Annotated in this window: 20 protein-coding genes and 1 pseudogene; 15 read left to right on the top strand and 6 right to left on the bottom strand. The window is 64.6% G+C overall.

The window, feature by feature from the left end:
- Positions 1 to 96: 96 nt before the first annotated feature.
- Positions 97 to 771: a LysR substrate-binding domain-containing protein gene (locus BKA16_RS23335; RefSeq protein ID WP_246372635.1), complete on the bottom strand. Its 675-nt coding sequence runs from the start codon at positions 769 to 771 to the stop codon at positions 97 to 99.
- A gap of 63 nt (positions 772 to 834) precedes the next feature.
- A pseudogene (locus BKA16_RS24385) lies at positions 835 to 1026 on the bottom strand (helix-turn-helix domain-containing protein); the annotation flags it as partial.
- 170 nt (positions 1027 to 1196) lie between these two features.
- Here BKA16_RS24385 and BKA16_RS23330 point away from each other — a divergent pair.
- The 8 genes from BKA16_RS23330 to BKA16_RS23295 all read left to right on the top strand — a co-directional run bounded on the left by BKA16_RS23330 (position 1197) and on the right by BKA16_RS23295 (position 9167).
- Positions 1197 to 2369, top strand: a complete 1173-nt coding sequence (locus BKA16_RS23330; RefSeq protein WP_343067643.1) for a CaiB/BaiF CoA transferase family protein — start codon at positions 1197 to 1199, stop codon at positions 2367 to 2369.
- Positions 2370 to 2374: 5 nt separating this feature from the next.
- Positions 2375 to 3475 carry a zinc-binding dehydrogenase gene (locus tag BKA16_RS23325; protein WP_183373374.1) on the top strand — a complete coding sequence of 367 codons (1101 nt, stop codon included), beginning with the start codon at positions 2375 to 2377 and terminating at the stop codon, positions 3473 to 3475.
- 64 nt (positions 3476 to 3539) lie between these two features.
- Entirely contained in the window at positions 3540 to 5036 is a 1497-nt protein-coding gene (locus BKA16_RS23320) for an aldehyde dehydrogenase family protein (protein WP_183373373.1), read from the top strand.
- 5 nt (positions 5037 to 5041) lie between these two features.
- Positions 5042 to 5533, top strand: coding sequence for a hypothetical protein (locus BKA16_RS23315; protein WP_183373372.1), 492 nt, complete (start codon positions 5042 to 5044; stop codon positions 5531 to 5533).
- A complete protein-coding gene (locus BKA16_RS23310) occupies positions 5530 to 6921 on the top strand; it encodes a tripartite tricarboxylate transporter permease (RefSeq protein WP_343067642.1) in 1392 nt (463 codons plus the stop codon). Before BKA16_RS23315 ends, BKA16_RS23310 begins: the two co-directional genes overlap by 4 nt.
- Positions 6922 to 6963: 42 nt before the next feature.
- Complete coding sequence (locus BKA16_RS23305) at positions 6964 to 7227, top strand: beta/alpha barrel domain-containing protein (protein ID WP_343067641.1); 264 nt, start codon at positions 6964 to 6966, stop codon at positions 7225 to 7227.
- Between the two features lie 47 nt (positions 7228 to 7274).
- A protein-coding gene (locus BKA16_RS23300; RefSeq protein WP_183369779.1) for an IS3 family transposase occupies positions 7275 to 8440 on the top strand; the annotation gives its coding sequence in 2 pieces (ribosomal slippage) (positions 7275 to 7559 and positions 7562 to 8440; 1164 coding nt in all).
- 40 nt (positions 8441 to 8480) lie between these two features.
- Positions 8481 to 9167, top strand: coding sequence for a hydroxymethylglutaryl-CoA lyase (locus BKA16_RS23295; protein ID WP_183373421.1), 687 nt, complete (start codon positions 8481 to 8483; stop codon positions 9165 to 9167).
- Positions 9168 to 9459: 292 nt separating this feature from the next.
- Here BKA16_RS23295 and mobF read toward each other — a convergent pair whose 3' ends face one another.
- From mobF to BKA16_RS23275, 4 genes are all read right to left on the bottom strand, one after another.
- Positions 9460 to 14262 (bottom strand): MobF family relaxase, encoded by a 4803-nt coding sequence (gene mobF, locus BKA16_RS23290; RefSeq protein WP_183373371.1) that lies wholly within the window; start codon positions 14260 to 14262, stop codon positions 9460 to 9462.
- Positions 14263 to 14516: 254 nt separating this feature from the next.
- A protein-coding gene (locus BKA16_RS23285) for an IS3 family transposase (RefSeq protein WP_183369779.1) occupies positions 14517 to 15682 on the bottom strand; the annotation gives its coding sequence in 2 pieces (ribosomal slippage) (positions 14517 to 15395 and positions 15398 to 15682; 1164 coding nt in all).
- 193 nt (positions 15683 to 15875) lie between these two features.
- Positions 15876 to 16691, bottom strand: a complete 816-nt coding sequence (locus BKA16_RS23280) for an SDR family NAD(P)-dependent oxidoreductase (protein WP_183373370.1) — start codon at positions 16689 to 16691, stop codon at positions 15876 to 15878.
- Positions 16692 to 16762: 71 nt separating this feature from the next.
- Positions 16763 to 17554, bottom strand: coding sequence for an IclR family transcriptional regulator (locus BKA16_RS23275; RefSeq protein ID WP_183373369.1), 792 nt, complete (start codon positions 17552 to 17554; stop codon positions 16763 to 16765).
- Positions 17555 to 17676: 122 nt separating this feature from the next.
- Here BKA16_RS23275 and BKA16_RS23270 point away from each other — a divergent pair, with 122 nt between their 5' ends.
- The 7 genes from BKA16_RS23270 to BKA16_RS23240 are packed head-to-tail and all read left to right on the top strand — an operon-like array spanning position 17677 to position 24682.
- A complete protein-coding gene (locus BKA16_RS23270; protein WP_183373368.1) occupies positions 17677 to 19107 on the top strand; it encodes an MFS transporter in 1431 nt (476 codons plus the stop codon).
- Between the two features lie 2 nt (positions 19108 to 19109).
- The gene (locus BKA16_RS23265; protein WP_183373367.1) at positions 19110 to 19301 is read left to right on the top strand and encodes a tautomerase family protein; all 192 of its coding nucleotides are present in this window, start codon (positions 19110 to 19112) and stop codon (positions 19299 to 19301) included.
- Between the two features lie 47 nt (positions 19302 to 19348).
- Complete coding sequence (locus tag BKA16_RS23260; protein WP_183373366.1) at positions 19349 to 20134, top strand: alpha/beta fold hydrolase; 786 nt, start codon at positions 19349 to 19351, stop codon at positions 20132 to 20134.
- Positions 20131 to 20820 carry an SDR family NAD(P)-dependent oxidoreductase gene (locus tag BKA16_RS23255; protein WP_183373365.1) on the top strand — a complete coding sequence of 230 codons (690 nt, stop codon included), beginning with the start codon at positions 20131 to 20133 and terminating at the stop codon, positions 20818 to 20820. The genes BKA16_RS23260 and BKA16_RS23255 overlap by 4 nt, the downstream gene beginning before the upstream one ends.
- 60 nt (positions 20821 to 20880) lie before the next feature.
- Positions 20881 to 21720: an alpha/beta fold hydrolase gene (locus BKA16_RS23250; RefSeq protein WP_183373364.1), complete on the top strand. Its 840-nt coding sequence runs from the start codon at positions 20881 to 20883 to the stop codon at positions 21718 to 21720.
- A complete protein-coding gene (locus BKA16_RS23245) occupies positions 21717 to 23708 on the top strand; it encodes a flavin-containing monooxygenase (RefSeq protein WP_183373363.1) in 1992 nt (663 codons plus the stop codon). Before BKA16_RS23250 ends, BKA16_RS23245 begins: the two co-directional genes overlap by 4 nt.
- Positions 23705 to 24682 (top strand): PDR/VanB family oxidoreductase, encoded by a 978-nt coding sequence (locus tag BKA16_RS23240; protein ID WP_183373362.1) that lies wholly within the window; start codon positions 23705 to 23707, stop codon positions 24680 to 24682. The genes BKA16_RS23245 and BKA16_RS23240 overlap by 4 nt, the downstream gene beginning before the upstream one ends.
- The last annotated feature ends 18 nt before the right edge of the window (positions 24683 to 24700 follow it).

The raw sequence follows: 24700 nt of genomic DNA, 5'->3' as shown, positions 1-24700 counted from the left end.
GCCGGACCTCACACACCGTTTATCGGACAGACCCCCGCGCGAGTTCGTGCCTCGGTTGGTCCCCGATGTGATGCCTCTATCGGTTCCGCAGTTCTTTCAGTCCTGAATTGGGTGTGCGGTGTTGGTGGTGGTGATCTCACGGAGCAGAGCCACGATCTGAGTGCATGCGGGGGACTCCGATCGCCCGAGAATCTGCGCGATACCGACGTGGCGCACAACGGCGGGCGTGCCTAGTGGGGTTGAGTGGATGCCCGGAGCCATCATCAGTGGGGTGACAAGTCCGGGGACGGCGGCGACGCCGATGCCGGCGGAGACGAAACCGGCGATGACGGGGATGCTACTCGCTTCAGCAGTTATATCCGCCGATGCGCCGATTTCGGTCAGTGCCGCGTCGGTTAGTGTCCGGATGCTGCTGTTGCCGTCGAACATAACTAGTGATTCGCGAGCGAGCTCGGCCCAGGTCACCTGCTTTTGTGTGGTGAACGGGTGGTCGCTGCAATGTATGACGGCGAATCTGTCTTCGAGTAGCTCGGTGTAGAGCACGGAGTCGGGAAGGTTGCTGGATGTGGTGATGGCGATGTCAACATCGCCATTCAGGAGCCCTGCTAGAGCCACCTGGGCGAGGGAATCCATGATCTCGATTCGGATTCCCGGATACCGTTCATTGGCCTCCCGCACGAGCAGAGGAAGGAGAACGGCCGCGGCGGATGGGATCGCGGCGATCCGCACGGTTCCGCCCATCCCGTCGCGAAACAGCTCGAACTCCCGCATCGCAGACCGGTGACCCTCTAGGACGCGGCGTCCGAGTCTGATTAGTTCCGCACCCGAGGGGGTCGGAGTGACCGACCGTGTTGTGCGTTCGAATAGTCGGACGCCGAGTCGGTGCTCGGTGCGATTGACTGCTCGGCTGAGGCTGCTCTGAGACATGTGACACATGATGGCGGCGTCGGTGAAGCTGCGACACGCAGCCACTGCCGCCACTAACTCCAAGTCTCGCAGGCTGACTCGTGACTCCAAACTATTCATGAGTCACTGATATTAATCGATGCATTTCTTGCGCAGTGGATGCATTTATATCTTCCTAGAATGTTGTCTAGCCCTCGAACCTGAGTGATGCGGTTCACTAATCGTGAGCTGCGCTGGATGACTCACTGGTCTCGGGTCAAGGAGTATGAAGAGAAGGCGAGGAACCTGAGGTGTCAAGATTTGAGCCGCTGAGTGGCGTGCGTGTCATTGATTTCACCAGAGTGTTGTCAGGACCTTACGCGACGATGACTCTCGCTGAACTCGGAGCCGACGTCATCAAGGTGGAGATGCCTGCTGTTGGCGACGAGACCCGAGCCTGGGGGCCGGCGTCGGTGAACGGATCGAGCGCCTACTTCGCCGCGGTGAACCGGGGAAAACGAAGTGTGACGCTGGACTTGGGGTCGAGTGAGGGGCGGCTGGCCGCACGGCAACTGGTATCGACAGCCGACGTTCTGGTCGAGAACTTCCGGCCAGGTGTCGCTGACCGCCTGGGCATCGGTGCCGACGAGATGATGGCCGCGTTCCCTGGTCTGATCTACGGATCTATCACCGGCTTCGGTACATCTGGCCCGCTAGCTGACGCCGCCGGCACCGAAGTCATCGTTGAGGCGGAGTCCGGCTTGATGGACGTCACCGGTATGCCCGGCGCGGCCCCGGTCCGGTTCGGCGTCGCGATGGTCGACATCGCAACCGGTCTGGCCCTGTCGACCGGCGTGTGCGCGGCCCTGGCCGAGCGCGCCCGTACCGGGGTGGGACGCCGGGTGGACACATCACTCTTTGCCACGGCGGTCAGTTCCCTCGGCACTCTCATCGCGGGCTCGGCCGCCGACGGAACGACGCCCGATCGGTGGGGCAGTGGCCATCCGACGATCGTGCCCTACCGGGCCTTCGAAGTAGTGGACGGCTTCGTTGTGCTCGGGGCCACCAATGACGCGATGTTCACCCGGCTCGTCGGAGGTCTCGGCATCGACCCGGCCGAGATCGACGCCGCCTGGTCGACGAATGCCGGCCGAATCAACGCTCGCACCGACGTCGAGACCGTGATTCACCGGTCTATCAGCCATCGCTGCGCCGGCGACGTGGTGACCGTGTTGCGCGATCACGGGGTACTCGTCGCCGAGGTGGCCTCGGCAGCCGACACTGCCAGTGGCGAACAGGCGCTGGCCTTGTCGCTCTTCGAACACCACGACGGCATTCCGTTCAGCCGATCCCCGCTGTCGGGCAGTGACACCCGGCCGCTCTGGCGTGCTCCCCAGCTCGGCGAACATACGGCTGAGGTGTTCGCTGAACTGAACCGAGGGGCCGACTGCGCGAGTGCAGCGGCTCAGAACCGAAAGGGGTGACTCAGATGTCGAGGACTCTGGGACGTGCGGCCGTCATGGTCGAACATGGCGCGGACTTCGTCGTGCGCGAGTTCGACCTACCGTCCGCCGAACCGGGCGGACTGATCGTCGAGATCGAGGCCGCCACTGTGTGCGGCTCGGACGTGCACGCCTGGCAAGGACATCTCGCGCTGCCGGTCGAGCCGCCGATGATTCTAGGCCATGAGATGGCGGGCCGAGTGGTCGAGATCGGCGCGGGTGCCGAGGTGGACAGTGTCGGCCAGTCGGTCGCAGTCGGCGACCGCGTTGTCTGGTCCCATATCTCCTGTGGCCACTGCTATGAATGCACCGTGCTCGGCGACGAGCTCCTCTGCGCCGACCGGTATATCGCCTACCTGACCAGTTGCGCCGCACCTCCGCATTTCACCGGAACGTTTGCCGATCACGCGATAGTACGTCCGGCGGCGGGTCGGATCCGAGTTCCCGACGGCGTGCAGTCGGACTGGGCGGCCGCAGGCAGTTGCGCACTGCGCACCGTGGTCCGCTCGCTCCAGGTAGCCGGACCGATCGGCCACGATGACACCGTGGTCGTGCAAGGAGCTGGACCACTCGGGCTCTTCGCAACCGCGATGCTCTCGCTGCGCGATCCACGGAAGCTGGTCGTCGTCGGCGGTCCCGCCGACCGTCTTGAGCTCGCCCGCGAATGGGGCGCCACCCACACCGTCGTCGTCGATCCGGCCGAACCGCCGAAGGCCCGCGTCGACGCGGTCAGGTCGATCACTGAGCGCGGCGCCTCGATCGCCTTCGAACTGGCCGGAGTCCCAGGAGTGGTTGCCGAAGGCGTCCAGATGATGGCGCGCGGCGGCCGGTATGTGGTGATGGGGACCCTCGGCGGCGCGGCCCAACCGGTGGATGTCGCCACCATCGTTACCCGTGGAGTCACCCTCGTCGGGTCGATGAGCGGCCGTATCGGCGACTATGACACCGCGCTGAGGTTCCTTGACCGCTATCAGAACCGTTTCGATTGGGACCGTCTCCTCGGCCGGAGCTATCGACTCGACCAGGTTGCGGATGCGATGGCGGCGATGCGACGGATGGACGAGATCAAGCCGGTCATCCGGCCGTAGTCGGCACATCCATGACGCCCCACGGCTACCCCAGACGCACAGACAGGAAACTTAAGGAGAACTCATGACTGACCATTCCGTATCGGCCTTCCTCGCCGGCCTTGCAGGAGCATTGGCCGACCACAGTGTGCCGTTGCCCGGCGAGTTCGGATTGGAGATCGGCGGCCGCACCGTCGAACCGAGGGAATGGTCTACCGACCTGGACCCGGCCACCGGGGCTCCGCTCGCTCGAGTCGGCACCGCTGCCACAGAGGAGATCGACCAAGCGGTTCACACCGCGCGCGCGTCGGCTCCCACATGGGCGGCACTCGCCCCGGCGGAACGGGGCCGCCGGTTGCGTAGACTCGCCGACCTCGTCCGCGAACACGCTGATGTCCTCGCTCGGCTCGAGACGCGCGACACCGGCAAACCGATCACCCAGGGGCGATCCGATATCGCCGCAGCGGCACGATATTTCGAGTTCTATGGCGGCGCGGTCGAGGGTTTCCTCGGCGACAGCATCCCCCTCGGCGACGGTTCGCTCGCCGTGGTCGAGCGCGTGCCCCACGGGGTCACCGGGCACATCGTGCCGTGGAACTACCCCGCCCAGATCACGGCAAGGTCGGTGGCCGCGTCGCTCGCTGTCGGAAACGCAGCCGTTGTGAAGCCCGCCGACGAGGCACCGTTGGTTGCTCTGTGTTATGCACGTCTGGCTACCGTCGCGGGGATCCCCGACGGTGTGTTTAACGTCGTTCCCGGCGGCGCGAACGCAGGAGCGGCACTGACCGGGCACACCGAGGTGGACCACGTGTCGTTCACCGGATCGGTCCGCACCGGTCGAGCGGTGGCCCGCGCGTGTGCCGATCGTGGTCGACCGGTACTGCTAGAGCTGGGCGGAAAGTCCGCACACATTGTGTTCGACGACGCCGATCTGGATCGGGCTGTGCCGGTGATCGCACGCGCCCTGCTACTTCACGCCGGCCAGACCTGTACCGCGGGAACCCGGGTCATCGTCGACCAGCGAGCACACGACGACGTGGTCGCCGCCCTTCGCCCGTACTTCGAATCGGCAAGTCTGGGTCTAGGACTGACTGATCCAGAGGTCGGCCCGGTCATCTCGGCGTCTCAGGCAGCGCGCGTTCGCGATCTCGCGGCTATGGCCGAAGCAGAGGGTGCGGTCAGTGCGGCAACAGTCGCAGATGTGCCCGCCGCAGGCTCTTTCGTCGCCCCGATGCTCTTCGATAACGTCTCGCGGACGTCGACGCTGTTTCACGAGGAGGTGTTCGGACCTGTTCTCGCGATCACCTCTGTCGATGGCGAACAGGAGGCCGTCGAAGCCGCTCTCGACTCCCGTTACGGGCTCACCGCAGCGGTGTGGAGCCGTGACGTGGACCGTGCGCTACGAGTGGCGAGGAGCCTCGACGTGGGCCAGACATTCGTGAACGGGTACGCGCCGGGCGGCGGGGTGGAGTTGCCGTTCGGCGGGACACGCGACAGCGGATACGGACGTGAGAAGGGTATCGAGGCGTTCACCGAGTACACCCGCAGTCGTACCCTGTTCATCGACATCGCGAAGCGGTGACCGTGATGACCGGACGCATCGACGAGACGGCCGACCAGGGCGTGCACGACGCCGATTCACGCCTCGCCGAGGTCTGGGGCGACGTCGTCGATCGCCGCAACGTCGCCTTCGCAGTCGTGCTCGGGATCATCATCTCCGTGCCGGCGTTTCTGGGGAGTCAGGCGATCCTGACCGCGGTGATGGAGAACACGTCGCTGGCACGCACGTACGCGATGCTCATCGGGCTCGGTGCCTGCCTGTGCGTCGGAGTGGTGTGCGCACGACTGTTTCCGCCAGTGCGGATCTTCCGCGAGGAAACGATCGGGACCACTGAACAGGAGGCGGCCATCGCCGCCCTTCGCTCAGCCCCGAACGGTCTCGGCTCGGTGGACGAACTGAAACCGGACGAGTGCGCTGAGCTCGAGGCGATGGGCCTGTATGACCTGTTCGCCGAGGCTGAAGCCACGCAGAAGCGAGAACCGGCGGACAACGGCACCGAGGGCGAGGCGGAACGGTGATCGCCGACATCATTAGCGCGCTCGTTCCCGCGATCCTCGCCGGACTCGCTGGGGCCGTGATCTTCGCGCTACTCGGGCTGATCTCAGGAACTGACGAGACTGCGACACTCGCTCCGCTGACATTAGCGGTTGTTCTCCTCGGGGTACCGCCATCAGGTGTTCTCGCATTCTTCATCGCCGGCGCGTGCGCTAAACATATGACCCACGCGGTGCCGACGACCTTGCTCGGAATACCCGGCGACACCATGGCGATCGCCCTGATGGAAGAAGCCGCCCATCTGCGGGCGCTCGGCGTACCGCACGTCGCCCTACGCAAGATGATCTCCGCCGCATTTCTCGCCGCGCTACTCGCGGTTCCGATCGCAGTACTCTGTGCTGCTCTCCTGGCCAAAGTTTCCGATCCGCTACGCGAGGCGATACCCTACGTCTTCCCCGCTGTTGCCGTGGGCATCGCGTATCTCTCGCGTGGCCGATGGGCGTCGGTCCTGGCATTGGTGCCGCTGACCGCGATGATTGTCGGCCTCAACTCATTTGTCGATCAGCAGATCGACAAGACGCTGTCGATCAGTTTCTTCGTCGGACTCGCAGTCGGGCCGATGGTCGTCGACTTGGTCGGCCTCATCTCGCCATTGACTCGGAGTAAACTCCCGACCAGGTCTCGTCCGGTGTTCACCATCGCCCCCGAGCCCACGTCGGCGATCGGCGGCCGGTCACTCGCACGGCTGAATCCATTCCGATCGCTGACCCGCAGCGAGGCCGGTCTCACCGCGTCGTCGGCGGCAGTCACCAGCCTGACGTTCTTCGTCAGCCCGCTCGCGATGGCTGTTCTCGTCGGTGAGATCGTCAGCGCGCGCGCCAAACAAGCCTATGTTCGGCTGTCGCGGACTATCGCGGTCCGGAATGGAGTAACCGACTCGACCTATCTTGCGGAGACACTGATTCCGTTGGTGGCCATCGACCTTCCGCTGAGCCCGATCGCTGCCGGAGCGGCAGCGCCGCTTTTCAATGCGCCCCCGGTGTACACCGTCGGCGGCGATGGCGTCGACCTCCACAATCTGCACAGTCTGCTCACCGCCCCCGAGTTCCTGGTGTTCGCGATGATCGGCGTACTCGCGGCGGGTGCCATCGCCTTCCCGCTCACGATGCGGTACGCGCGACCCGCCGCAGTATGGGTCGCTCGCCACCTCAGCCATGAAGCAGTCATCGGCGCATTCGTAGGCCTCGTCCTCGTCGTCTCCCTCTACGAAGGCGGAGCATACGGCATTCTGGTCCTACTGAGCGTCGGACTGATCGGCGGACTGCTCAACAAGACAATAGGAATGCACGCAGGTGTGCAGTGCATGGCCTACTACATCGCGGTCCTCTCCGTTCCGGCATTCCTCGGATGAACGGCCGCATCGGAGGCGAGAACATACGCGACAGGAAACGAAGTGATCAACTCGACGTCAGAAATGCCCAAACATGTTCGGATCTACGAGGTCGGCCCAAGGGACGGTTTACAAGCAGAGAACGAGTTAGTGCCGACTGAAGTCAAGGTCGAGTTCTGTCGACGTCTGCAATCGGCAGGGGTCGATACTGTCGAGGTGTCGAGCTTTGTCTCACCGAGCTGGATTCCGCAGCTCGCAGACGCGGAGGAGGTGATCGCCCGCCTCGACCGGGATCCGGGTTGGTGGGGCTGGTGCACGAGTTGGTGACATCTGATCTGGCTTGCCCTGCCGGGGCGGCCTGGAAGGATGTTGTTGTGCCCAAGCCCTATCCCCAGGAGTTCCGCGACGACGTTGTTCGCGTCGCTCAGAATCGTGAAGACGGTGTGACGCTCGAGCAGATCGCCGCCGACTTCGGTATCCATCCCATGACGTTGCAGAAGTGGATTCGCAAGGCCGACGTGGAGGCCGGGATCAAGCCCGGCACGACCGCCGCGGCATCCCAGGAGCTCCGGGAGGCCAAGCGGCGTGTGCGACTGCTGGAGCAGGAGAACGAGGTCCTGCGCCGCGCTGCTGCCTACCTGTCCCAGGCGAATCTGCCGGGAAAAGGTGGTACCCGCTCGTGAGCGAGCTCGCCGCTGACGGCATCCCCGTCACGGTGGCGTGCCGGGTACTCAAGATCGCTCGTCAGCCCTACTACCGATGGCTCAAGAACCCGGTCACCGATGCCGAACTCGCCGAGGCGTACCGGGCCAACGCCCTGTTCGACGCGCACCGAGAGGATCCGGAATTCGGCTACCGCTACCTGGCCGATGAAGCTGAGACCGCGGGCGAGAAGATGTGCCGGCGCACCGCCTGGCGAATCTGCTCAACCGGTGGCTGGACCAGTGCCATCAGCAAGAAGGGCCGCGGCAAGCATCGCAAGGCCGGCCCACCCGTGCACGACGATCTCGTCGAGCGAGACTTCGCCGCCGTGGGCCCGAACGAGCTGTGGCTCACCGACATCACCGAGCACTGGACGGCGGCGGGAAAGCTGTACCTGTGCGCGATCAAGGACGTCTATTCGGGCCGCATCGTCGGGTATTCGATCGACTCCAGGATGAAGTCCTGCCTGGCCGTGGCCGCACTGAACAGCGCCGTCGCCAGGCGGGGCGACGTCACAGGCTGCGTCCTACACAGCGATAGAGGATCTCAATTTCGCTCGAAGAAGATGCAGAAGGCTATCACCCGGCACGGCATGCTCGGGTCGATGGGAAGGGTCGGCGCTGCCGGGGACAACGCGGCCATGGAGAGCTTCTTTTCACTGCTACAGAACAACGTCCTCGACCGCCGATCCTGGGCCACCAGAGACGAGCTCCGGGCCGCCATCGTGCACTGGATCGAACGCACCTACCACCGCCGCAGACGACAAGACCGCCTCGGCAGATTGACCCCCATCGAATTCGAGACAATCATCAACCACGAGGCCCCTCAGGCCGCGTGACTAACCGTGTCACCTAACCGTGCATCAGCCCCGGTCGGTGATGCGCTCGGTCGCATTGGTTCCCAACGCGCGCGGGCTGGACCGGGCACTGGCCTCCGGTATCGGCGAGATCGCCGTGTTTGCCTCGGCTACACAGACGTTCGCTGAAAAGAACCTAAACGCCGACCGCGACACGGCACTGCGGCGGGCATCCACCATCGCGCGATCGGCGAGCGCAGTCGGGCTTGCAGTACGCGGTTACGTCTCGATGGCATTCGGCGATCCGTGGGAAGGCGACGTCGATCCTGAACAAGTTGCGGACTGCGCCATGAGTCTGCTTGAGAGCGGATGCGATTCGATATCGATCGCCGACACCATCGGTGTCGGAACCCCCGGCGACGTAGATGCCGTCGTGGACGCGATCCTTGACGCTGGTGGCAACGCCGATCAACTCGCCATGCACTTGCACGATACCTACGGTCAGGGCTTGGCCAACGTACACACATCGCTACAGGCCGGAATCGCCGAGTTCGACACGTCCGCGGGCGGGATCGGCCGCTGCCCGTACGCGCGAGGAGCCACTGGAAACCTCGCGACCGAAGACCTGGTGTGGATGCTCGACGGGATGGGGATCGAGACCGGGATCGACGTCCACGCGCTCGCGGCAACCAGCCGCTGGCTCTGCAACCGCACCGGCATCGCGAACGCGTCCTCCGTCGCAAAAGCATTGCTTACTCGCACGGAGTAAGCCACCCAACAGTAGGCATAGCACGTGCCTCGAGCACCAGTGATGTGTCCCGAGTTTGGCGGAGTCGTCTTGCTTGTTATCAGGCCACAGTTGGGGGTGGATTAGTGTAGCAATTCGAACTCTATCGGAGTTCGCATCCCTAAGGCGGAGTGCCGTCGTTGTCCTTCAATTGCTCGTAGTACGTCCGGACGGCCCGCTCGCGGGTCTCCTGATCGAACTTGCGTGGTGCTGCCATGATCGCATTCTCCTGGTGCGTTCACGGTCTCCACCAGACCCAGGACGGTTCACGTGATCACATGTGGCGGCCTTGGTTGTGGTGCATGTCCGGTGGTGGCAGGTGTTGTTCTTGGGCTCGGCGTTCTTGTTCGACGAGGTGTTGTTGGCGTTGGTGTTCGAGCTGGGTGAGTCGGTCGATGTGTTCTTGGCGGCGGACGCGTTCGAGGCGGTCGGCGGCGAGTGTGTGTGCCCGGGTTTGGGCTGGGCTCGCGGTGGCCGGGAGCGCGGGGAGTGCTTCGTCGCCGCGCCCGTATTCGGCGTGGTAGTCCAGGAGTGCGGTGCGGGCGGCGTCCCATGCGTTGGCGCCGTCGACGCTTGCCGGTCGGGTACCGAGTTGCTGGGTGAGCCAGTGCGGCGGGTTGCGGTCGAGATCGGTTCGTGCGGCGGCGATGAGTGCGCGGTAGCGTTCGTGCGCCGTGGTGGCGGCCTCGATGAGCGTCGGGTCGTCACCGGGCAACGCGGTAGGCGCAAGTCGCGGCTGTGAGGTTCCGGCGAGTCCGCGCAGCCGTGCGGTCACCTCCGCGTCGGCGCGGGTTGTTCCGGCTGCGGCGAGTAGATGCTCGGGGGCCATACCGGTTGTCGCGTGCGCGGCCGCGAGCGCGGTCGACAGATCGTCTCGATGATCGGAGGCACCCCACCGGGTGGTGTGTTCGACGCCGACTGTGGGCGCAAGCGCCGCTAGGCGATGGTCAGCGAGTGCGGTGTTCGCGGAGTCGAGGTGGACGCGGGCGGCGTCGATGGGGTCTGCCGCGAGGTCGTCGGCCATACGCCAGTAGAGCGCGGACGCAGGTGTCTCGGTCGGCAGCATGTGGTCGGTGGCGGCGCGTTCGAGGATGGGTTCGACGTCGATTCCACGCTGGTCGGCGGTGTCGAGGTGCCGGGCGAGTTCGGGCCAGTACAGGTCATCGAGGAGATGCGGGTCGATCCGGCGTGCGGTCTCCTCCCACCGACCGGTGTCGGTGTCGCGGGAGTTGCCGAGGCGATCGGCGAGGGCGTCCTGCGCGCGCCGCGATGCGGTGCCGAGCTGAGTATCACCGAGCGGCCGGTGATCGCTGTCCGCGATGTTGTGGGCGGCGCGGAACACGGCGACGTCGGCGACCAGCTCGCGGTCGATACCAGCGGTGCGTGCCTGCCACGGCAGTCTGTGATCGGCGGCTTCGTCGCGAACCGAACGAGCGAGGTCGCCGACCAGTTCCGCGCGCCGCGCGAGGTAGTCCCCGTACTGCGGATGCTCGGCGAGGGCCGCCGGGATCTCGGGCAGCCACGGCAACGGCCCACCCGTCTCGGTGCCAGTGGTGGGGTCCAGTCGCCAGGAGATCACCGCCGCGGCGTCGGTAGCAGTGGACAGTTCGCGGCGGCCGATCGCGGTGTGCAGCTGCTCGGCCGCGTGGGTAGCGGGGTCGACGCCGTCGGGTGCCGACAGGGCGATCGCGGCCAGTTGCTTGCGCAGGGCCGGCCATCCCTCGTGCTCGGTCAGGCCAAGATGCAGGGTGTCGGCGGCGTGGTCGATCGCGGTCATGACACCGGTACCGAGGTGGGTTTCGGCGATCGCGGCGACGGCGGTCGCGTAACTGTCGGCGGCGTGCGCCAGATGCGTCGCAGCACGGCTATCGGTGCGCGCGATCGTGGACGCGGAAGTCTGACGTCCGTCGCGGTCGATGATCTGTCGGAGCATGTCGACGGCGGTCGGCGGGCGCTGTGCCCGGTCGAAAATGATCTTGTGCGGGTCGGCCTCGCTCGTACCCAGGTACAGGTGGTTGGCGTCGACACCGCGGGTCATCGCGACGTACAGCATCTGCCGGTCGAGGCTGTCCGCGCCGACGATGTGGCAGGTTCCCTGCTGCTTCCCGCGTGATCCGACGGTCATGCCTTGCGCGGAGTGGATAGTGCCGGCGTAGCCGAGTTCGCAGTGCTCGGCGACGTAGTCGGCGGGCAAAATGATGCGCGCGTTCGAGCGTTCATGCCGGACGGTCAGGGTGCCATCTGTACCGACTTTCTCGATCGTCCACCGGTAGCCGTTGCGCACGAAATCAGTCGAGGACAAGCGGAGGCGGCGATCGTTGCGGCGGGTGCGGATGGTGTCACCGACACTCGCGGCGAGACCGTCAGCGAGAGTCAGTTCGCGGGTACGTCCGGCGAGTTTGTCGCGCAAGGTCGGCGGGGTATCGGCCAGCCGGTCGGCGCGGGCACGCTGGTTCAGGGCGCGGACGGTGTCACCGGTGGGGGCCAACAGCACCGAGGCGTGCCCGGCTTGTATGTCTGTGCGCCACGCGGTGTAGGCGGCCTCGGCTGCAACGGTGTCGGCGGTGACGTGCACGCGTTGGTGGTCGATGTAGTAGCCGATCGCCTCATCGTTGCCCTCCCGCAACGCCAAGGACGCTTTGCCTTCGGTGGGGTCGGCGAACCGCATCACCTCGTGCAGGGTGAGGGTGTCGCCGAGTTCGGCGACATCGCGCAGGACACCTCCGGCCGCAACGGAGGCGAGCTGCTGGTCATCTCCTACGGCTTTGATGTCGGCACCGGCTGCGAGTGCGTGGTGCACGACGGGGTCGAGGGTGCAGGTCGATGCCATGCCGACTTCGTCGATGAGGATGACCGTTCCCGGGCCGATGGTGGTGAACCATTCCGGTGCGGATTCGAGGATGCGGGCGCGCTCGTTCTCGTCGTCTCCGGCGGCATCGAGTGCGCGCACGATGTGCGCGTACTTGTCGAGAGTGTCGGTCTGGCGGCCGATATCGGCGGCGAGTACTTGTGCGGCGTCGGCGGTCGGTGCCAACCCGATGACGGTGCCCCCGGCCGAGGTCCAGGCGTTCGAGAACGCCGACATCGCCGATGTTTTCCCGGTGCCGGCCGGGGCCAACGCGAGGTGGAAGCGGACCCCTTTGGTGGCGAACTGGCGGACGAGTTCGGCCTGTCCGGCGTTGAGCGCGAACGTGTTCGCTTCCTGTTCCAGCAACGCGATGTCGACGTGCACACCATCGATCCGCTGCCCGTGGTGATCGCTCGCGGCATCGACGATGCGCCGTTCTGCGGCCAGCACGGCCGGGCTGGTGTAGTCATCGAGGCCACGTTCGGTGAATACCGATGCGCCGTCGGCATCGCGCAACATGGCGGGTTCACCGAGGTCTGATCGGGTGCGGCTGTTGGTCAGCTGCACGCTGTGTTCATCAAGCGCTGCGGTGGTGATGTGGTCGGCTACCGCGGTAATCATGGCCGGGTCGATACCGAGGATGCGGGCTTGGCGCATGGCTTCGGCGCGGACGTGGCTGGCCTTCCATACCGAGCGGGTAGCGCTGATCGTGTCGATGGCGATCTGTCCGTAGGCGCGAGCTTCGGCGTCGACCAGTCCCGCCACATGCGGACCGTAGGCGCGGATATGGTCGAGCGCCCGGCGGCGAATCTCGTCATTGTTGGCGCACAGCCGTGCGGCCTCGACCGGGTTCATCGTCAGTGTCAGGTGCCCGCGCAGGCGACGCATCTGGGTGGCCAACTCGGGCGAGATCTCGTCTGTGGTGCGGCCCAACCCTGCCGAGATCATCGCGTGCAGTGCGGCGGGGCTGCCGAGTTGATCGAGTGCCTGCGCGTGCCAGGTGGCGCGCTGATCGGCCAGCGAGCGGGGTTCGTGTTTGGCTTCGCGGGTGTCGAGGTTGGCCTGCTGACGTAGCGCAATGTGCTCGACGGCGGTCGGCTCACGGCCGTGTTCGGACTGGAACGTGCCGATCAGCTGCGCGGTGCGGTCCTCGATCGCGCGGGTACGCGCGGACCATCGGTTCATCAGATCTGGTGAGACGCCGACAAGCTCGCGGACCGGTCGCTTACCCCGCACACCGGGGTCGCGGTCGGCGAAACGGGCCTGCGGGAACGCGGCGATAATCTCCGCTTCCAGACGAGTGTTGTACTCCTCAGAGGCCGCGACCGCGAGACGGTGCAGCGGCTTTCCGTCGAGTGCGCCCCACCGCCAGATCTTGTCGTCGCCTTGGTAATGCACCTTGTTCGAGATCGGAACGTGTGTGTGCAGGTCGGGGTCTCCGGCGCGGGAATCGCGGTGCGTGAACGCGGCCGCGATGAGTCCTTGGGCCTGCACGCGCGCGGCGCCGTTGGAACCAGTACGGGTGTAGGCGACTTCGCGTTCTAGAGATGCGAGGGTCTTTTCCACGGCGGCTTGGTGGGCGGCTTCGATCCGCTGCGCGACCTCCCGAGGAGCCACTGCCCACAGGGTCGAGACGGACTTGACGGGGGAGAAGGTGAGGTCATATCCGGCGACGGCGGTCGTCTTCTTGCGTGATTGGCGGGCGATCCATCCGGATAGTTCGCGTTCATCGATCGCGGTGCGACCGAACTCTTTCGCGAACATCTCGTGGGCGACCTGGGTGCGGATGTGGGCGCGGGTGTCCGGGTCGATCGCGTCGCTACGCCGGTTCCCGGCCTGTTCGTTGTGGGCGGCGAACGCCTGGGCGACGGCCTTGGTGAACTCGGGTGCGCCCTCATAGATCTTGAACGGGGTGCCGAGTTTCGTCGCGGCGAGCGCGTACTGCGCGGAGTGCCCGTGCTCGATCAGCTGCTGCTCGATCGCATCGGCGTTGGGGTGGCGGCCTTCGCCCCACAGGGCCTTCATGTGCTCGCTGGTGACCAGGTCACCGCGATGAATGTCGTCGAACGCGGCCAGTCCTTCGCCGAGCCAGCGGCCCGGTGCTTCGCCCTCGGCGGAGTAGTAGGACTCCAACGTGTTCTGACCTAGTTCGGTCGAATCCTGTGCTGCGACTTGGCGGGTCAGGTATTCGTAGCCGTCACCGGCGGAGAGCTTGTGCAAGCTCATCATCGCCGATCACCACCTCACCGAAATCTCGCCCTGGCCGCCCGCGGCGGTGTGTCTACCGCGGGGCCGGGATACCCCGACGATAGCAGGCGTTATCGTTTCGTGACCTTAATGCAAGAGGTGTGTGGCTGCATTTGGGTTTCGATCTGTGATCGGTACTGCTGTGACCTGCGGATACGTGTGGTCTCGATGCTGGTGTGTCTGTGGGTCAGTTCTGTGGTGATGGGGGCTGATGCACGGTTAGGTGACACGGTTAGTCACGCGGCCTGAGGGGCCTCGTGGTTGATGATTGTCTCGAATTCGATGGGGGTCAATCTGCCGAGGCGGTCTTGTCGTCTGCGGCGGTGGTAGGTGCGTTCGATCCAGTGCACGATGGCGGCCCGGAGCTCGTCTCTGGTGGCCCAGGATCGGCGGTCGAGGACGTTGTTCTGTAGCAGTGAAAAGAAGCTCTCCATGGCCGCGTTGTCCCCGGCAGCGCCGACCCTTCCCATCGACCCGAGCATGCCGTGCCGGGTGATAGCCTTCTGCATCTTCTTCGAGCGAAATTGAGATCCTCTATCGCTGTGTAGGACGCAGCCTGTGACGTCGCCCCGCCTGGCGACGGCGCTGTTCAGTGCGGCCACGGCCAGGCAGGACTTCATCCTGGAGTCGATCGAATACCCGACGATGCGGCCCGAATAGACGTCCTTGATCGCGCACAGGTACAGCTTTCCCGCCGCCGTCCAGTGCTCGGTGATGTCGGTGAGCCACAGCTCGTTCGGGCCCACGGCGGCGAAGTCTCGCTCGACGAGATCGTCGTGCACGGGTGGGCCGGCCTTGCGATGCTTGCCGCGGCCCTTCTTGCTGATGGCACTGGTCCAGCCACCGGTTGAGCAGATTCGCCAGGCGGTGCGCCGGCACATCTTCTCGCCCGCGGTCTCAGCTTCATCGGCCAGGTAGCGGTAGCCGAATTCCGGATCCTCTCGGTGCGCGTCGAACAGGGCGTTGGCCCGGTACGCCTCGGCGAGTTCGGCATCGGTGACCGGGTTCTTGAGCCATCGGTAGTAGGGCTGACGAGCGATCTTGAGTACCCGGCACGCCACCGTGACGGGGATGCCGTCAGCGGCGAGCTCGCTCACGAGCGGGTACCACCTTTTCCCGGCAGATTCGCCTGGGACAGGTAGGCAGCAGCGCGGCGCAGGACCTCGTTCTCCTGCTCCAGCAGTCGCACACGCCGCTTGGCCTCCCGGAGCTCCTGGGATGCCGCGGCGGTCGTGCCGGGCTTGATCCCGGCCTCCACGTCGGCCTTGCGAATCCACTTCTGCAACGTCATGGGATGGATACCGAAGTCGGCGGCGATCTGCTCGAGCGTCACACCGTCTTCACGATTCTGAGCGACGCGAACAACGTCGTCGCGGAACTCCTGGGGATAGGGCTTGGGCACAACAACATCCTTCCAGGCCGCCCCGGCAGGGCAAGCCAGATCAGATGTCACCAACTCGTGCACCAGCCCCCGTGACGAACTCCTATGTCAGCAGCTCTCGAAACCCGCTCTGTCAAAACCGTTTTGAAATGCCGATAACGTAGGAGAGTTTGCCAAACGTAGGCGATCATCGCTTTTTGGGTGCTGCGGCACGTCACCCCGCGCCTATGGTCGATCCGCCAGCAGTGAGACCACCGTCGATAGCGATATTGGATCCGGTCATGAATGACGACGCGGGGGACAGCAACCATGCCGCGATCTCCGCGATCTCCTCGGGTTGGCCGAGTCTGCCGAGGGGAGTGGAATCCACTCGCCGTTGTCTGCCCGTGGTGGTGGCGTTGGCGAGGAGCATGGGGGTTTCCGTGTAGCCCGGGCAGATCGAATTGACCCGCACATCGCGCGGGGCCGCCTCGAGGGCGGCGGCCTTGGTCAGGCCGACGGCGGCATGCTTTGACGCGACGTACGGCGCTCCCTGCGGCATACCGATGAGACCCGCGGCCGACGCGGTGTTCACGATCGACGTGCCGGCCTGACGCATGACTCGCAACTCGTGCTTGAGGCACAGGAACAATCCGGTGGTATTCACCTCGATCATCGCGCGAAAGTCGGTGGCCTCGATGTCGGTGAGCGGCGTTCCGAAGGCATAGTCACCGGCTGCCGCGATACCCGCGTTGTTGAAAGCCCCGTGGAGGGCCCCGAACTCCGCGACGGCGTCGAGGATCATCTGCTGTACTTGCGCCTCGTCGCTGATGTCCACCTTGAGTGCCACTGCGGTGCCACCCGCGGCGACGATGTCGGAGGCCACCGCGCTGGCACCACGAAAATCTTTGTCGGCCAAGGCGACACCCGCGCCTGCGGCAGCGACCCGGAGGGCCACCGCTCGCCCGATACCGGAACCAGCCCCGGTGATGAGATAGCAACGTCCGGTGTGGTCGTCACTCGTAGAACTGTTCCTCTGCATCTCGGTCATCAGACAAGCCAACCATCCATGATGACCTTGGGGGCCTGGGTGTTCCGTTGGGCGATACCGTTATTGATCTGCTACCAGCCGGGTACATGAAGGCCCAGATCGAGACGACGCTGCGCATCGACGGCCTTGGTTCGCAACAGATTCCCGATTTCGGCGAGGTCGGTGCTCTGCATACGAAAGATCGGCATGCACACCGACAATCCTGCGCGCGGGCGGCCTCGTGCGTCGAGTACCGCCGCACCCACCCCACCCACGTCGGCTCGAAAAGTGCCCTTGTTAATCGCGTACCCTCGCTCGCGGACCCGAACCAGTTCGGCGAGGACCGCGTCTGGGTCCACCACCGAATGCTCGGTGTATCTGCGCAGTGGCGTCGACACCACCCATTTGCGGGCGGCCTCGGGCAACAGGGCGAGTTGGGCCAGACCCGGCGACACGCAATGGGCGGGAGAACGACCCCCCAGTGTGCTCACCGAATGCACCGGCTTCGGGGAGACCAGTTGCTCGACGTAGACGATGTGCCGACCACGCAAGACGGTGAGGTGGATCGTCTCGCCGGTCGCATCTTGCAGTTCCTGCAGGATCGGGTAGAGCTGGCGACGCAGATCGGTACCGTTCTGGACCCCGGGGGACAGACTCAGAGCACTCGGCCCCAACCGGTACCGCAGCTCCTCGTCCTTCTCCGCCCATCCGCGCTCGACCAGTGTCTTGGCGAGTCGAAAAGCTGTTGCCTTCCCAGTGCCCAAGCGGTTTGCGAGCTGAGTGACGGTCAAGCCGTTGTTCTCCGCCAGCAACTCGATCACCGATAGCGCCCGATCGACCGACGACAGTGTTCGGGAGCCCGGGCTATCAGCGGTGTTCTCCATACCGGCACACCTCTCTAGTGAATCTGTTTCGCATAAAGGAACCATAGTTGAACACTGGGGAAAGTGGGCCGTAATGTCACGCCAAGCCACACAGTGTGGTGGGGCTCACTCAGGAGGCGGCCTTGGAAACAGAACACACCGCGGAGTATCGCAAGCGAGTACGCGCGGCGGGCATAGCATCACTGACCGGTTGGGCGATGGACTTATACGATCTGACGATCATCCTCTACGTCGCCACCACGATCGGTCCGCAACTGGTGCCCTCGGGCAACGACATGCTGCAGTTGTCATTCGTGTACGTGTCGTTTGCCGTCACGTTGATCCTGCGGCCATTGGGATCGGCGGTTTTCGGCGGTTACGCCGACCGCAACGGTCGGAAGCGGGCAATGCTCTATGCGGTTCTCGGTGTCGGCGTCTCGACGGCGTTGATGGGCGCGATCCCGACTTACGCCGTCGCGGGAGTGCTCGCCCCGCTGCTGTTTCTGATTCTGCGTATGGCACAGGGTGTATTCGTCGGCGGCGTTGTTGCGTCCACCCACACGCTTGGCACCGAGACCGTATCCCCAGAGCATCGCGGACTGATGTCCGGGCTGGTGGCCGGTGGCGGGGCAGGGGCCGGTGCCGTGGTGGCGTCGGCGGTCTACTTCCTGGTCACCTCACTGGTACCCGACGATGATTTCAGCCTCTACGGGTGGCGGATCATGTTCTTCACCGGCTTGGTCACGGCCGCCTTCAGCTTCTTCGTGTATCGGCACACCGAGGAATCACCGCTGTGGCAAGGTGCCGTGCAGGTTTCCGGGGCCGCAGCGAAGTCCTCGCCTCTCGCCGAGATCTTCGGTCGCGCCAATCGCGGACGCACATTCGTGAACATCGCGATCGCCGCCGGTGGTGCCACCACCTATTATCTGACGGTCGGCTTCTTCCCCACCTTCTACGGCAAGGGCTTGGGGATCGAATCATCCACGGCAGCAATCATCTTGGTCATCGCCAACATCGGTGTCATCGCCGGGGGGCTACTCGGCGGTGTACTCAGCGACCGGTACGGACGTCGCTCGGTCATCCTGGGAATAGGAATTCCTGGTGTGGTTATTCTGCCGACGCTCTATCTGTGGATGTCGAATCTCGGTGCCGACCAGGTTATTTCGGTGGCGGTGGCATCAACGGCGATTGCAATTGTGATGATGGCGGCCTCGGCACCTATCTTGATCTTTCTCAACGAGCGATTCCCGACATCGATCCGTGCCACCGGCACCGGATTGTGTTGGAATATCGGTTTCGCCATCGGAGGGGTGACGCCGGCGATCGTCACCGCCATCACCCCTGGTATGGATGTGGTGACCATCCGTCTCGCCATTGGTATCTCGGTCGCGGCCATCGTCATGGTTCTGGGCGCCTTCATCGCCGGTGAGACGAAGCATCTCGGGTTGGGCGAGAATGCCGGCACCACGTCGACCACCCACCACACCGACGAGCAACACTTTCACTCGCAAATCGAATCCGCACATAGGCCCCGGATTGCACCGGAAGTCCAGCACACAGAGAAGGCGACCTAATCATGCCGATCATCAACGTCAAACACGCATCCCCCCTGTCTGCTGAACAGATCGACCAGCTGATCGCATCGATCACGGAGGTGTATGTGTCGATCACCAATGCCACGGCCTCGTCTGTCCAGGTCTTGATCGACCAGACACCTGCCGAACGCTGGGGAATCGGCGGACAGAGCCTGGCCAACCGAAACAAGTGAATGCCCCACGTCATCGCGTGCCACCCACGCTCGCAACGAAGGAAATCATGACCGCACAACCGACCGTATCGGTCGCTGCAGACCGTCGTTCGACGGTGGTGTTGCTGCACAGCCTCGGAACCGACAGTCGCCTCTGGCGCCACCAGGTGGCACACCTGGAGCACAACCACCACGTCGTCGCACCCGACAGCAACGGACACGGCCGCACCCCACTCACCGGAACGGTCACCGTCGGCGGCTGGGTCGACGATCTGCACCGGCTCGTGAGCACGTGTGGTCCGGTACATCTGGTCGGACTGTCGATGGGCGGCATCCAAGCGCTCGCCTATGCGGCGACACATCCGGGCAATGTCAGCAGTGTGATTGCCGCGAACACCTTTGCCCGCCTGCCCCGGGAGGCTGCCGCGGACAGGGTGCAGTCGGCGTCCACCGCGATAGAGGCCACCGGGATGGCGGCGTACGCAACCAGGTACCTCGAGGAGACGCTCACCCGCCGAGTCGACGATGCCGACTACACGAATCTGGTCTCGGCGATCGGCAGTATGTCCGCCGCCGCCTACCTGGCTTCGGCCAAGGCGACATTCTTCGCCGACGTGACCGCCGACCTGGCCGCCATCACCAGCCCGACGTTAGTGGTGATCGGAGACTCCGACCTGAAGGTACCGATGGAACGAACCCAGACAATCCTCGACAACGTCGCCGGGTCGACCCTGGCATCCATCCCCGCGGCCGGCCACCTGTCGTGTGTCGAGAATCCTTCGTCGTTCAACGACGTGGTCACCGAGTTCATCGCACGAGTCGACGACACCTCCCGAGAGCCGGTAGGGCGATGACCACATCTGTTGTCACCGGTGGTGCCAGCGGTATCGGCGCAGCAGTGGCCGCAGCGCTGATCGCCGAAGGACACCGAGTCATCATCGTCGACATCGCCGCACCTCCCGAACGGCACGGTGCTGCGCAGTACATTCGTGCCGATCTGGGCAGCCCCGAAGGCATCGACTCAATCGTCGCCGAACTCGGCGGACACCCGGTGGACAACCTCGTCCATTGCGCCGCGAGGGGGCAGTGGTCGTCCTTCCGGCAGACCGAACGAGCCGAGTGGGAACAGATCCTGCGCACCAATCTCGAGGGAACGATCGCGCTGGCCCAGGCTGTTGTCCCGCTCATGCCGCGAGGAGGCCGGATCGTGCTGTTCGCCTCCGGGACGGTCTTCAAAGGGTCGCGCAATCTCTTCGCCTACGTCGCGTCCAAGGCCGGCGTCATCGGATTCGCGCGCTGCCTCGCCGAGGAACTGGGTGAGGACGAGATCACTGTCAACGTCATCAGCCCAGGGATCACCGCCACACCGATGATCGCGCGGATGGCGCACACCGAGGAGGCGAACATCGCCACCCGAGCGCTCAAGAGGCGTGCCCACCCCGACGACATAGTCGGTCCGGTGCTGTTCCTGCTGTCCGACCAAGCAGCCTTCGTCACCGGGCAGACGCTGTGTGTCGACGGCGGCTCGGTCAAGAACTGAACAACAACTCAGCTCGGCCCTGGGTTCCGGGTGCGAGCACAGCGAAGAAAGAGATGACACATGAGGAACGCCTACGAGCAGAAGTCAGTCACCGCCGGCGGATTCACCACCACCTACCTGGAAGCCGGCACGTCAGGTTCCGAGACGGTCGTCCTGGTACATGACGGCGGTTTCGGGAGTACCGCCGAATTGTGCTGGGGGGAGATGATCGCCCCGCTCGCCGAGCGGTTCCACGTACTGGCACCGGATCTGCTCGGTTGGGGCGGCACCGATAAAGTCGTGTTCCTCGACCGCCCACCGTATCTGCCTCGGGTGGCTCACCTTGCCGCCTTCTGTGCCGAACTCGGGGTGTCGCGAGCGCACTTCGTGGGTGCCTCATTCGGTGGTTCCGTGGTTCTGCGCGCCGTGGCCGACCCGGCGCAACCGTGGCCGGTGAGCAAGGCCATCAGCATCTCGGGTACCGGCGGGCCGTACCGTCTGCCCGAAGGTGTGGCCGCGTTGGCCGACTACACGCCCAGCCTCGAGGACGCCGAGAAGATGACTGGCCTGACGGTTCGTAGCACCGCCGGGATGGACGCTCATGTCCGAGCCCGCTACGAGAACAGCTTGATCCCGGGACACTGGGAGGCGATGACCGCCCCCAGACTCAGCAATCCATCGGTGACCAGAACGCCGGCAGCCGACCCCTTCCTGGACAATCTGGCAGCGGTCACCACCCCGCTGCTGTTGATCGAGGGACGTGACGACGTGTTGCTCGAAAGTGGTTGGGCGAGAAAGCTGGCCGACCTGTCCCCGGCGATCACCGCGCTCGAGGTCGACGGTGCACACGAACCGAATATCGAGTCGCCGGTCGAGACCGCCCAGATCGTGATCGACTATCTGACCAAGGACCCGGCATGACCTACACGGCTTCACCGATCGCTGCGGCCGACACTGCAGAGCAGTACAACAGTTTCGTGCCGATCGTCGAGGACGACGACTTCCTGCGCGCGGCGCTCGAGCACGCCGAATTACCGGCTCTACTGGCAGCATTGGCACACGTCAACGCCGACCCCTCGATCTTGGAAGAGTCGGTCAAGCCCCCACTCCCACCGATGGACGCTGTGATCGCGGCGCAGGGCGGCTTGACTCCTCGGGCTCAGGAACGGGCCCGCGAGCTGGCTTTCGATGGACTGAGACAACTCCGTGACCGTGGATCGATACCCGCCGCGCAACCGACGGAGGAGTTGCTCGCCGACATCGTGCGCTTCATCACCAAAGATGCCGGTGATGAACAGCTTCCGCTGTTGCGCCATGAACTCGGGATCCCCAAGGATTACGGTGCGCCCCGATGGACCAAAGACGACGTGGCCCCCGACCGGGACTTCACCGTCGCGGTGATAGGTGCGGGGATCTCCGGCATGGCGGCAGCGCACCGACTGAGCCAGGCCTCGGTGAGCTACGTGGTATTCGACAAGAATGCCGAGGTCGGTGGAACATGGTGGGAGAACGTCTATCCCGGATGCCGTCTGGACACCCCGAACTTTGCCTACAGCTATTCGTTCGCGCAGAAACCGGATTGGCCCCAGGCATTCTCGACGCAACCGGAAATCGAGGGCTACCTGCAGGACGTGTCGGCCGCGTTCGGTTTGCGTCCGAATATTCGCTTCAACACCGAGGTCACCGCGCTGGCCTTCGACTCCGACGAGCAGATCTGGACAGTGACCGTCCGAGATGCGCATGGGGCCGAGCAACAGCTGAAGTTCCACGCGGTGATCACCGCCGTCGGCCAGCTCAACCTTCCCAACATTCCCGACATACCGGGACGGGACAGCTTCGGCGGGACAGCTTTTCATTCCTCCCGTTGGGACCAGAATGTCGAGCTGGCCGGACGGCGGGTCGCCGTCATCGGCACCGGCGCCAGCGCCTACCAGATCGTGCCCTCGATCGCAGATCAGGTCGACCATCTGTCGGTCTTCCAGCGGCACGCGCCCTGGATGCTGCCGACACCCGGATACCACAACGACATTCCGGAGGGGATGCAGTGGTTGCTACGGCACGTCCCGTATTACGGGCGCTGGTACCGGTTCTGGCAGTTCTGGCTCGCCAACGAGGGACGTCTGCCCTTCGTCGACGTCGATCCCGACTGGACCGACCCTGCCACCACGTCGGCCAACAACGCGCACCTGCGCGCGCAGTTGATCGAGCATCTGCGCGCACAGCTCGACGGCGACCCCGACCTGCTGGAGAAAATGACCCCGACCTATCCGCCGGGTGTCAAGCGAATGACCCGCGACAACGGGGTCTGGGCGGCGGCGTTGAAGAAACCTCACGTGGACCTGATCACTGACGGGATCGCCTCGATCGAGCCCACCGGGATCCGCACCGCCGACGGGCGGCTCCACGAAGTGGACGTGATCGTCTACGCCACCGGCTTCCGGGCGTCGGACTACCTGGAACCCATGACGATCACCGGTGCGCAGGGACAAGACCTGCATCAGATGTGGGACGGTGATGCCCGCGGATATCTCGGTATCACGGTCCCTCACTTCCCGAATCTGTTCATGCTGATGGGGCCCAACACCGGTGTAGTCGTCAATGGCAGTTCACTTTTCATGGCCGAGTGCTCGGCGGAGTACACCGTCGAGTGCATCGGCGAGCTGTTGCGATCGGGACGGGCATCGATGTCGCCGCATACAGATGCCGTGGACGAGTTCTGTGACTGGGTGGACGAGGGTAACCGGCGCCGAGCGTGGGGCGTAGCCACAATTGAAACGTGGTACCAGAACCGACATGGCCGAGCGTCGCAGGTGTGGCCCTACTCCTTGCATGAGTTCTACGATTTGACCCGGAAGCCGGACCTGACCGCATTCGACTTCCACGATCTACCCATGCGGGAGAACCGATGAATACTGCGGTGGCGGCGGCACGAGCGGGCCTCGACACCGACGCCACATCGATTCAGGTCGTCGGTGTCGAGGTGGTCGCCGAGGGAGTGGTCGCGGTGACCCTCGCCGATCCGACAGGTCGGCGGCTGCCCCCGTGGACGCCGGGCTCACACATCGACGTGATACTGCCGAACGGGCTGGTGCGTCAGTACTCCCTGTGCGGTGATCGCTGGGATGCGTACACCTATCGGATCGCTGTCCTGCGCGAAACCGCCGGTTCCGGCGGGTCAGAGTGGATTCACACTCAACTCGCCGAGGGGCAGATATTGGGTTTCGGGGGGCCGCGTAACCACTTCCATCTGGTCCCGGCCGAGCGGTATCTGTTCATCGCCGGTGGCATCGGTATCACGCCGCTGCTGCCGATGATCCAACAGGCTGATCGACTGAAGATTCCCTGGAAGCTGCTCTACGGTGGGCGTTGGCGTCGGTCGATGGCCTTTGCAGACGAACTCACCGACGCACGGGGTCACGTGGACCTGGTTCCCGAGAACGAGTTCGGCCGGCCCGACATTGCCGACTGGGTTGGGGATATAGAGAAGGGGACACGTGTCTACTGTTGCGGCCCAGCCGGTTTGCTGGACGCAGCGGAGCGCGCCTCGGCGAATTGGCTGCCGCACACATTGCACACCGAGCGGTTTGTCAACGGCGCGGGCCGCCGCGCCGATGATCGTCCTTTCGTGGTCCATCTGCAGCGCAGTGGACTCGACCTCCCGGTGGCACCGGGCACCAGCATTCTCGATGCCATGGCTCAAGCGGGAGTCGGGGTGCTCTCGTCGTGTCGACAGGGCACCTGCGGGACATGCGAGGTCGCCGTACTCGCCGGCCGGCCAGATCACCGCGACAGCATGTTAAGCGAGACCGACAGGGATGCCGGGGACTGCATTCTTGTGTGCGTTTCGCGGGCCCACACCTCAACCCTGACCCTCGATGCCTGATAATCTCGTTCTTTGGAG

Source organism: Gordonia humi, assembly GCF_014197435.1.
GTDB classification, from domain to species: Bacteria; Actinomycetota; Actinomycetes; order Mycobacteriales; family Mycobacteriaceae; genus Gordonia; species Gordonia humi.
This window is presented reverse-complemented; position numbering and strand designations above follow the sequence as displayed.

What these genes read in the sequence shown, in the direction of transcription:
- BKA16_RS23320 (WP_183373373.1), top strand. Translation starts at nt 3,540, where the DNA reads ATGACTGACCATTCCGTATCGGCCTTCCTCGCCGGCCTTGCAGGAGCA.
- BKA16_RS23255 (WP_183373365.1), top strand. Translation starts at nt 20,131, where the DNA reads ATGACCACATCTGTTGTCACCGGTGGTGCCAGCGGTATCGGCGCAGCA.
- BKA16_RS23250 (WP_183373364.1), top strand. Translation starts at nt 20,881, where the DNA reads ATGAGGAACGCCTACGAGCAGAAGTCAGTCACCGCCGGCGGATTCACC.
- BKA16_RS23240 (WP_183373362.1), top strand. Translation starts at nt 23,705, where the DNA reads ATGAATACTGCGGTGGCGGCGGCACGAGCGGGCCTCGACACCGACGCC.
- mobF (WP_183373371.1), bottom strand. Translation starts at nt 14,262, where the DNA reads ATGATGAGCTTGCACAAGCTCTCCGCCGGTGACGGCTACGAATACCTG.
- BKA16_RS23265 (WP_183373367.1), top strand. Translation starts at nt 19,110, where the DNA reads ATGCCGATCATCAACGTCAAACACGCATCCCCCCTGTCTGCTGAACAG.
- BKA16_RS23280 (WP_183373370.1), bottom strand. Translation starts at nt 16,691, where the DNA reads ATGACCGAGATGCAGAGGAACAGTTCTACGAGTGACGACCACACCGGA.
- BKA16_RS23325 (WP_183373374.1), top strand. Translation starts at nt 2,375, where the DNA reads ATGTCGAGGACTCTGGGACGTGCGGCCGTCATGGTCGAACATGGCGCG.
- BKA16_RS23335 (WP_246372635.1), bottom strand. Translation starts at nt 771, where the DNA reads ATGCGGGAGTTCGAGCTGTTTCGCGACGGGATGGGCGGAACCGTGCGG.
- BKA16_RS23295 (WP_183373421.1), top strand. Translation starts at nt 8,481, where the DNA reads ATGCGCTCGGTCGCATTGGTTCCCAACGCGCGCGGGCTGGACCGGGCA.
- BKA16_RS23245 (WP_183373363.1), top strand. Translation starts at nt 21,717, where the DNA reads ATGACCTACACGGCTTCACCGATCGCTGCGGCCGACACTGCAGAGCAG.
- BKA16_RS23275 (WP_183373369.1), bottom strand. Translation starts at nt 17,554, where the DNA reads ATGGAGAACACCGCTGATAGCCCGGGCTCCCGAACACTGTCGTCGGTC.
- BKA16_RS23315 (WP_183373372.1), top strand. Translation starts at nt 5,042, where the DNA reads ATGACCGGACGCATCGACGAGACGGCCGACCAGGGCGTGCACGACGCC.
- BKA16_RS23260 (WP_183373366.1), top strand. Translation starts at nt 19,349, where the DNA reads ATGACCGCACAACCGACCGTATCGGTCGCTGCAGACCGTCGTTCGACG.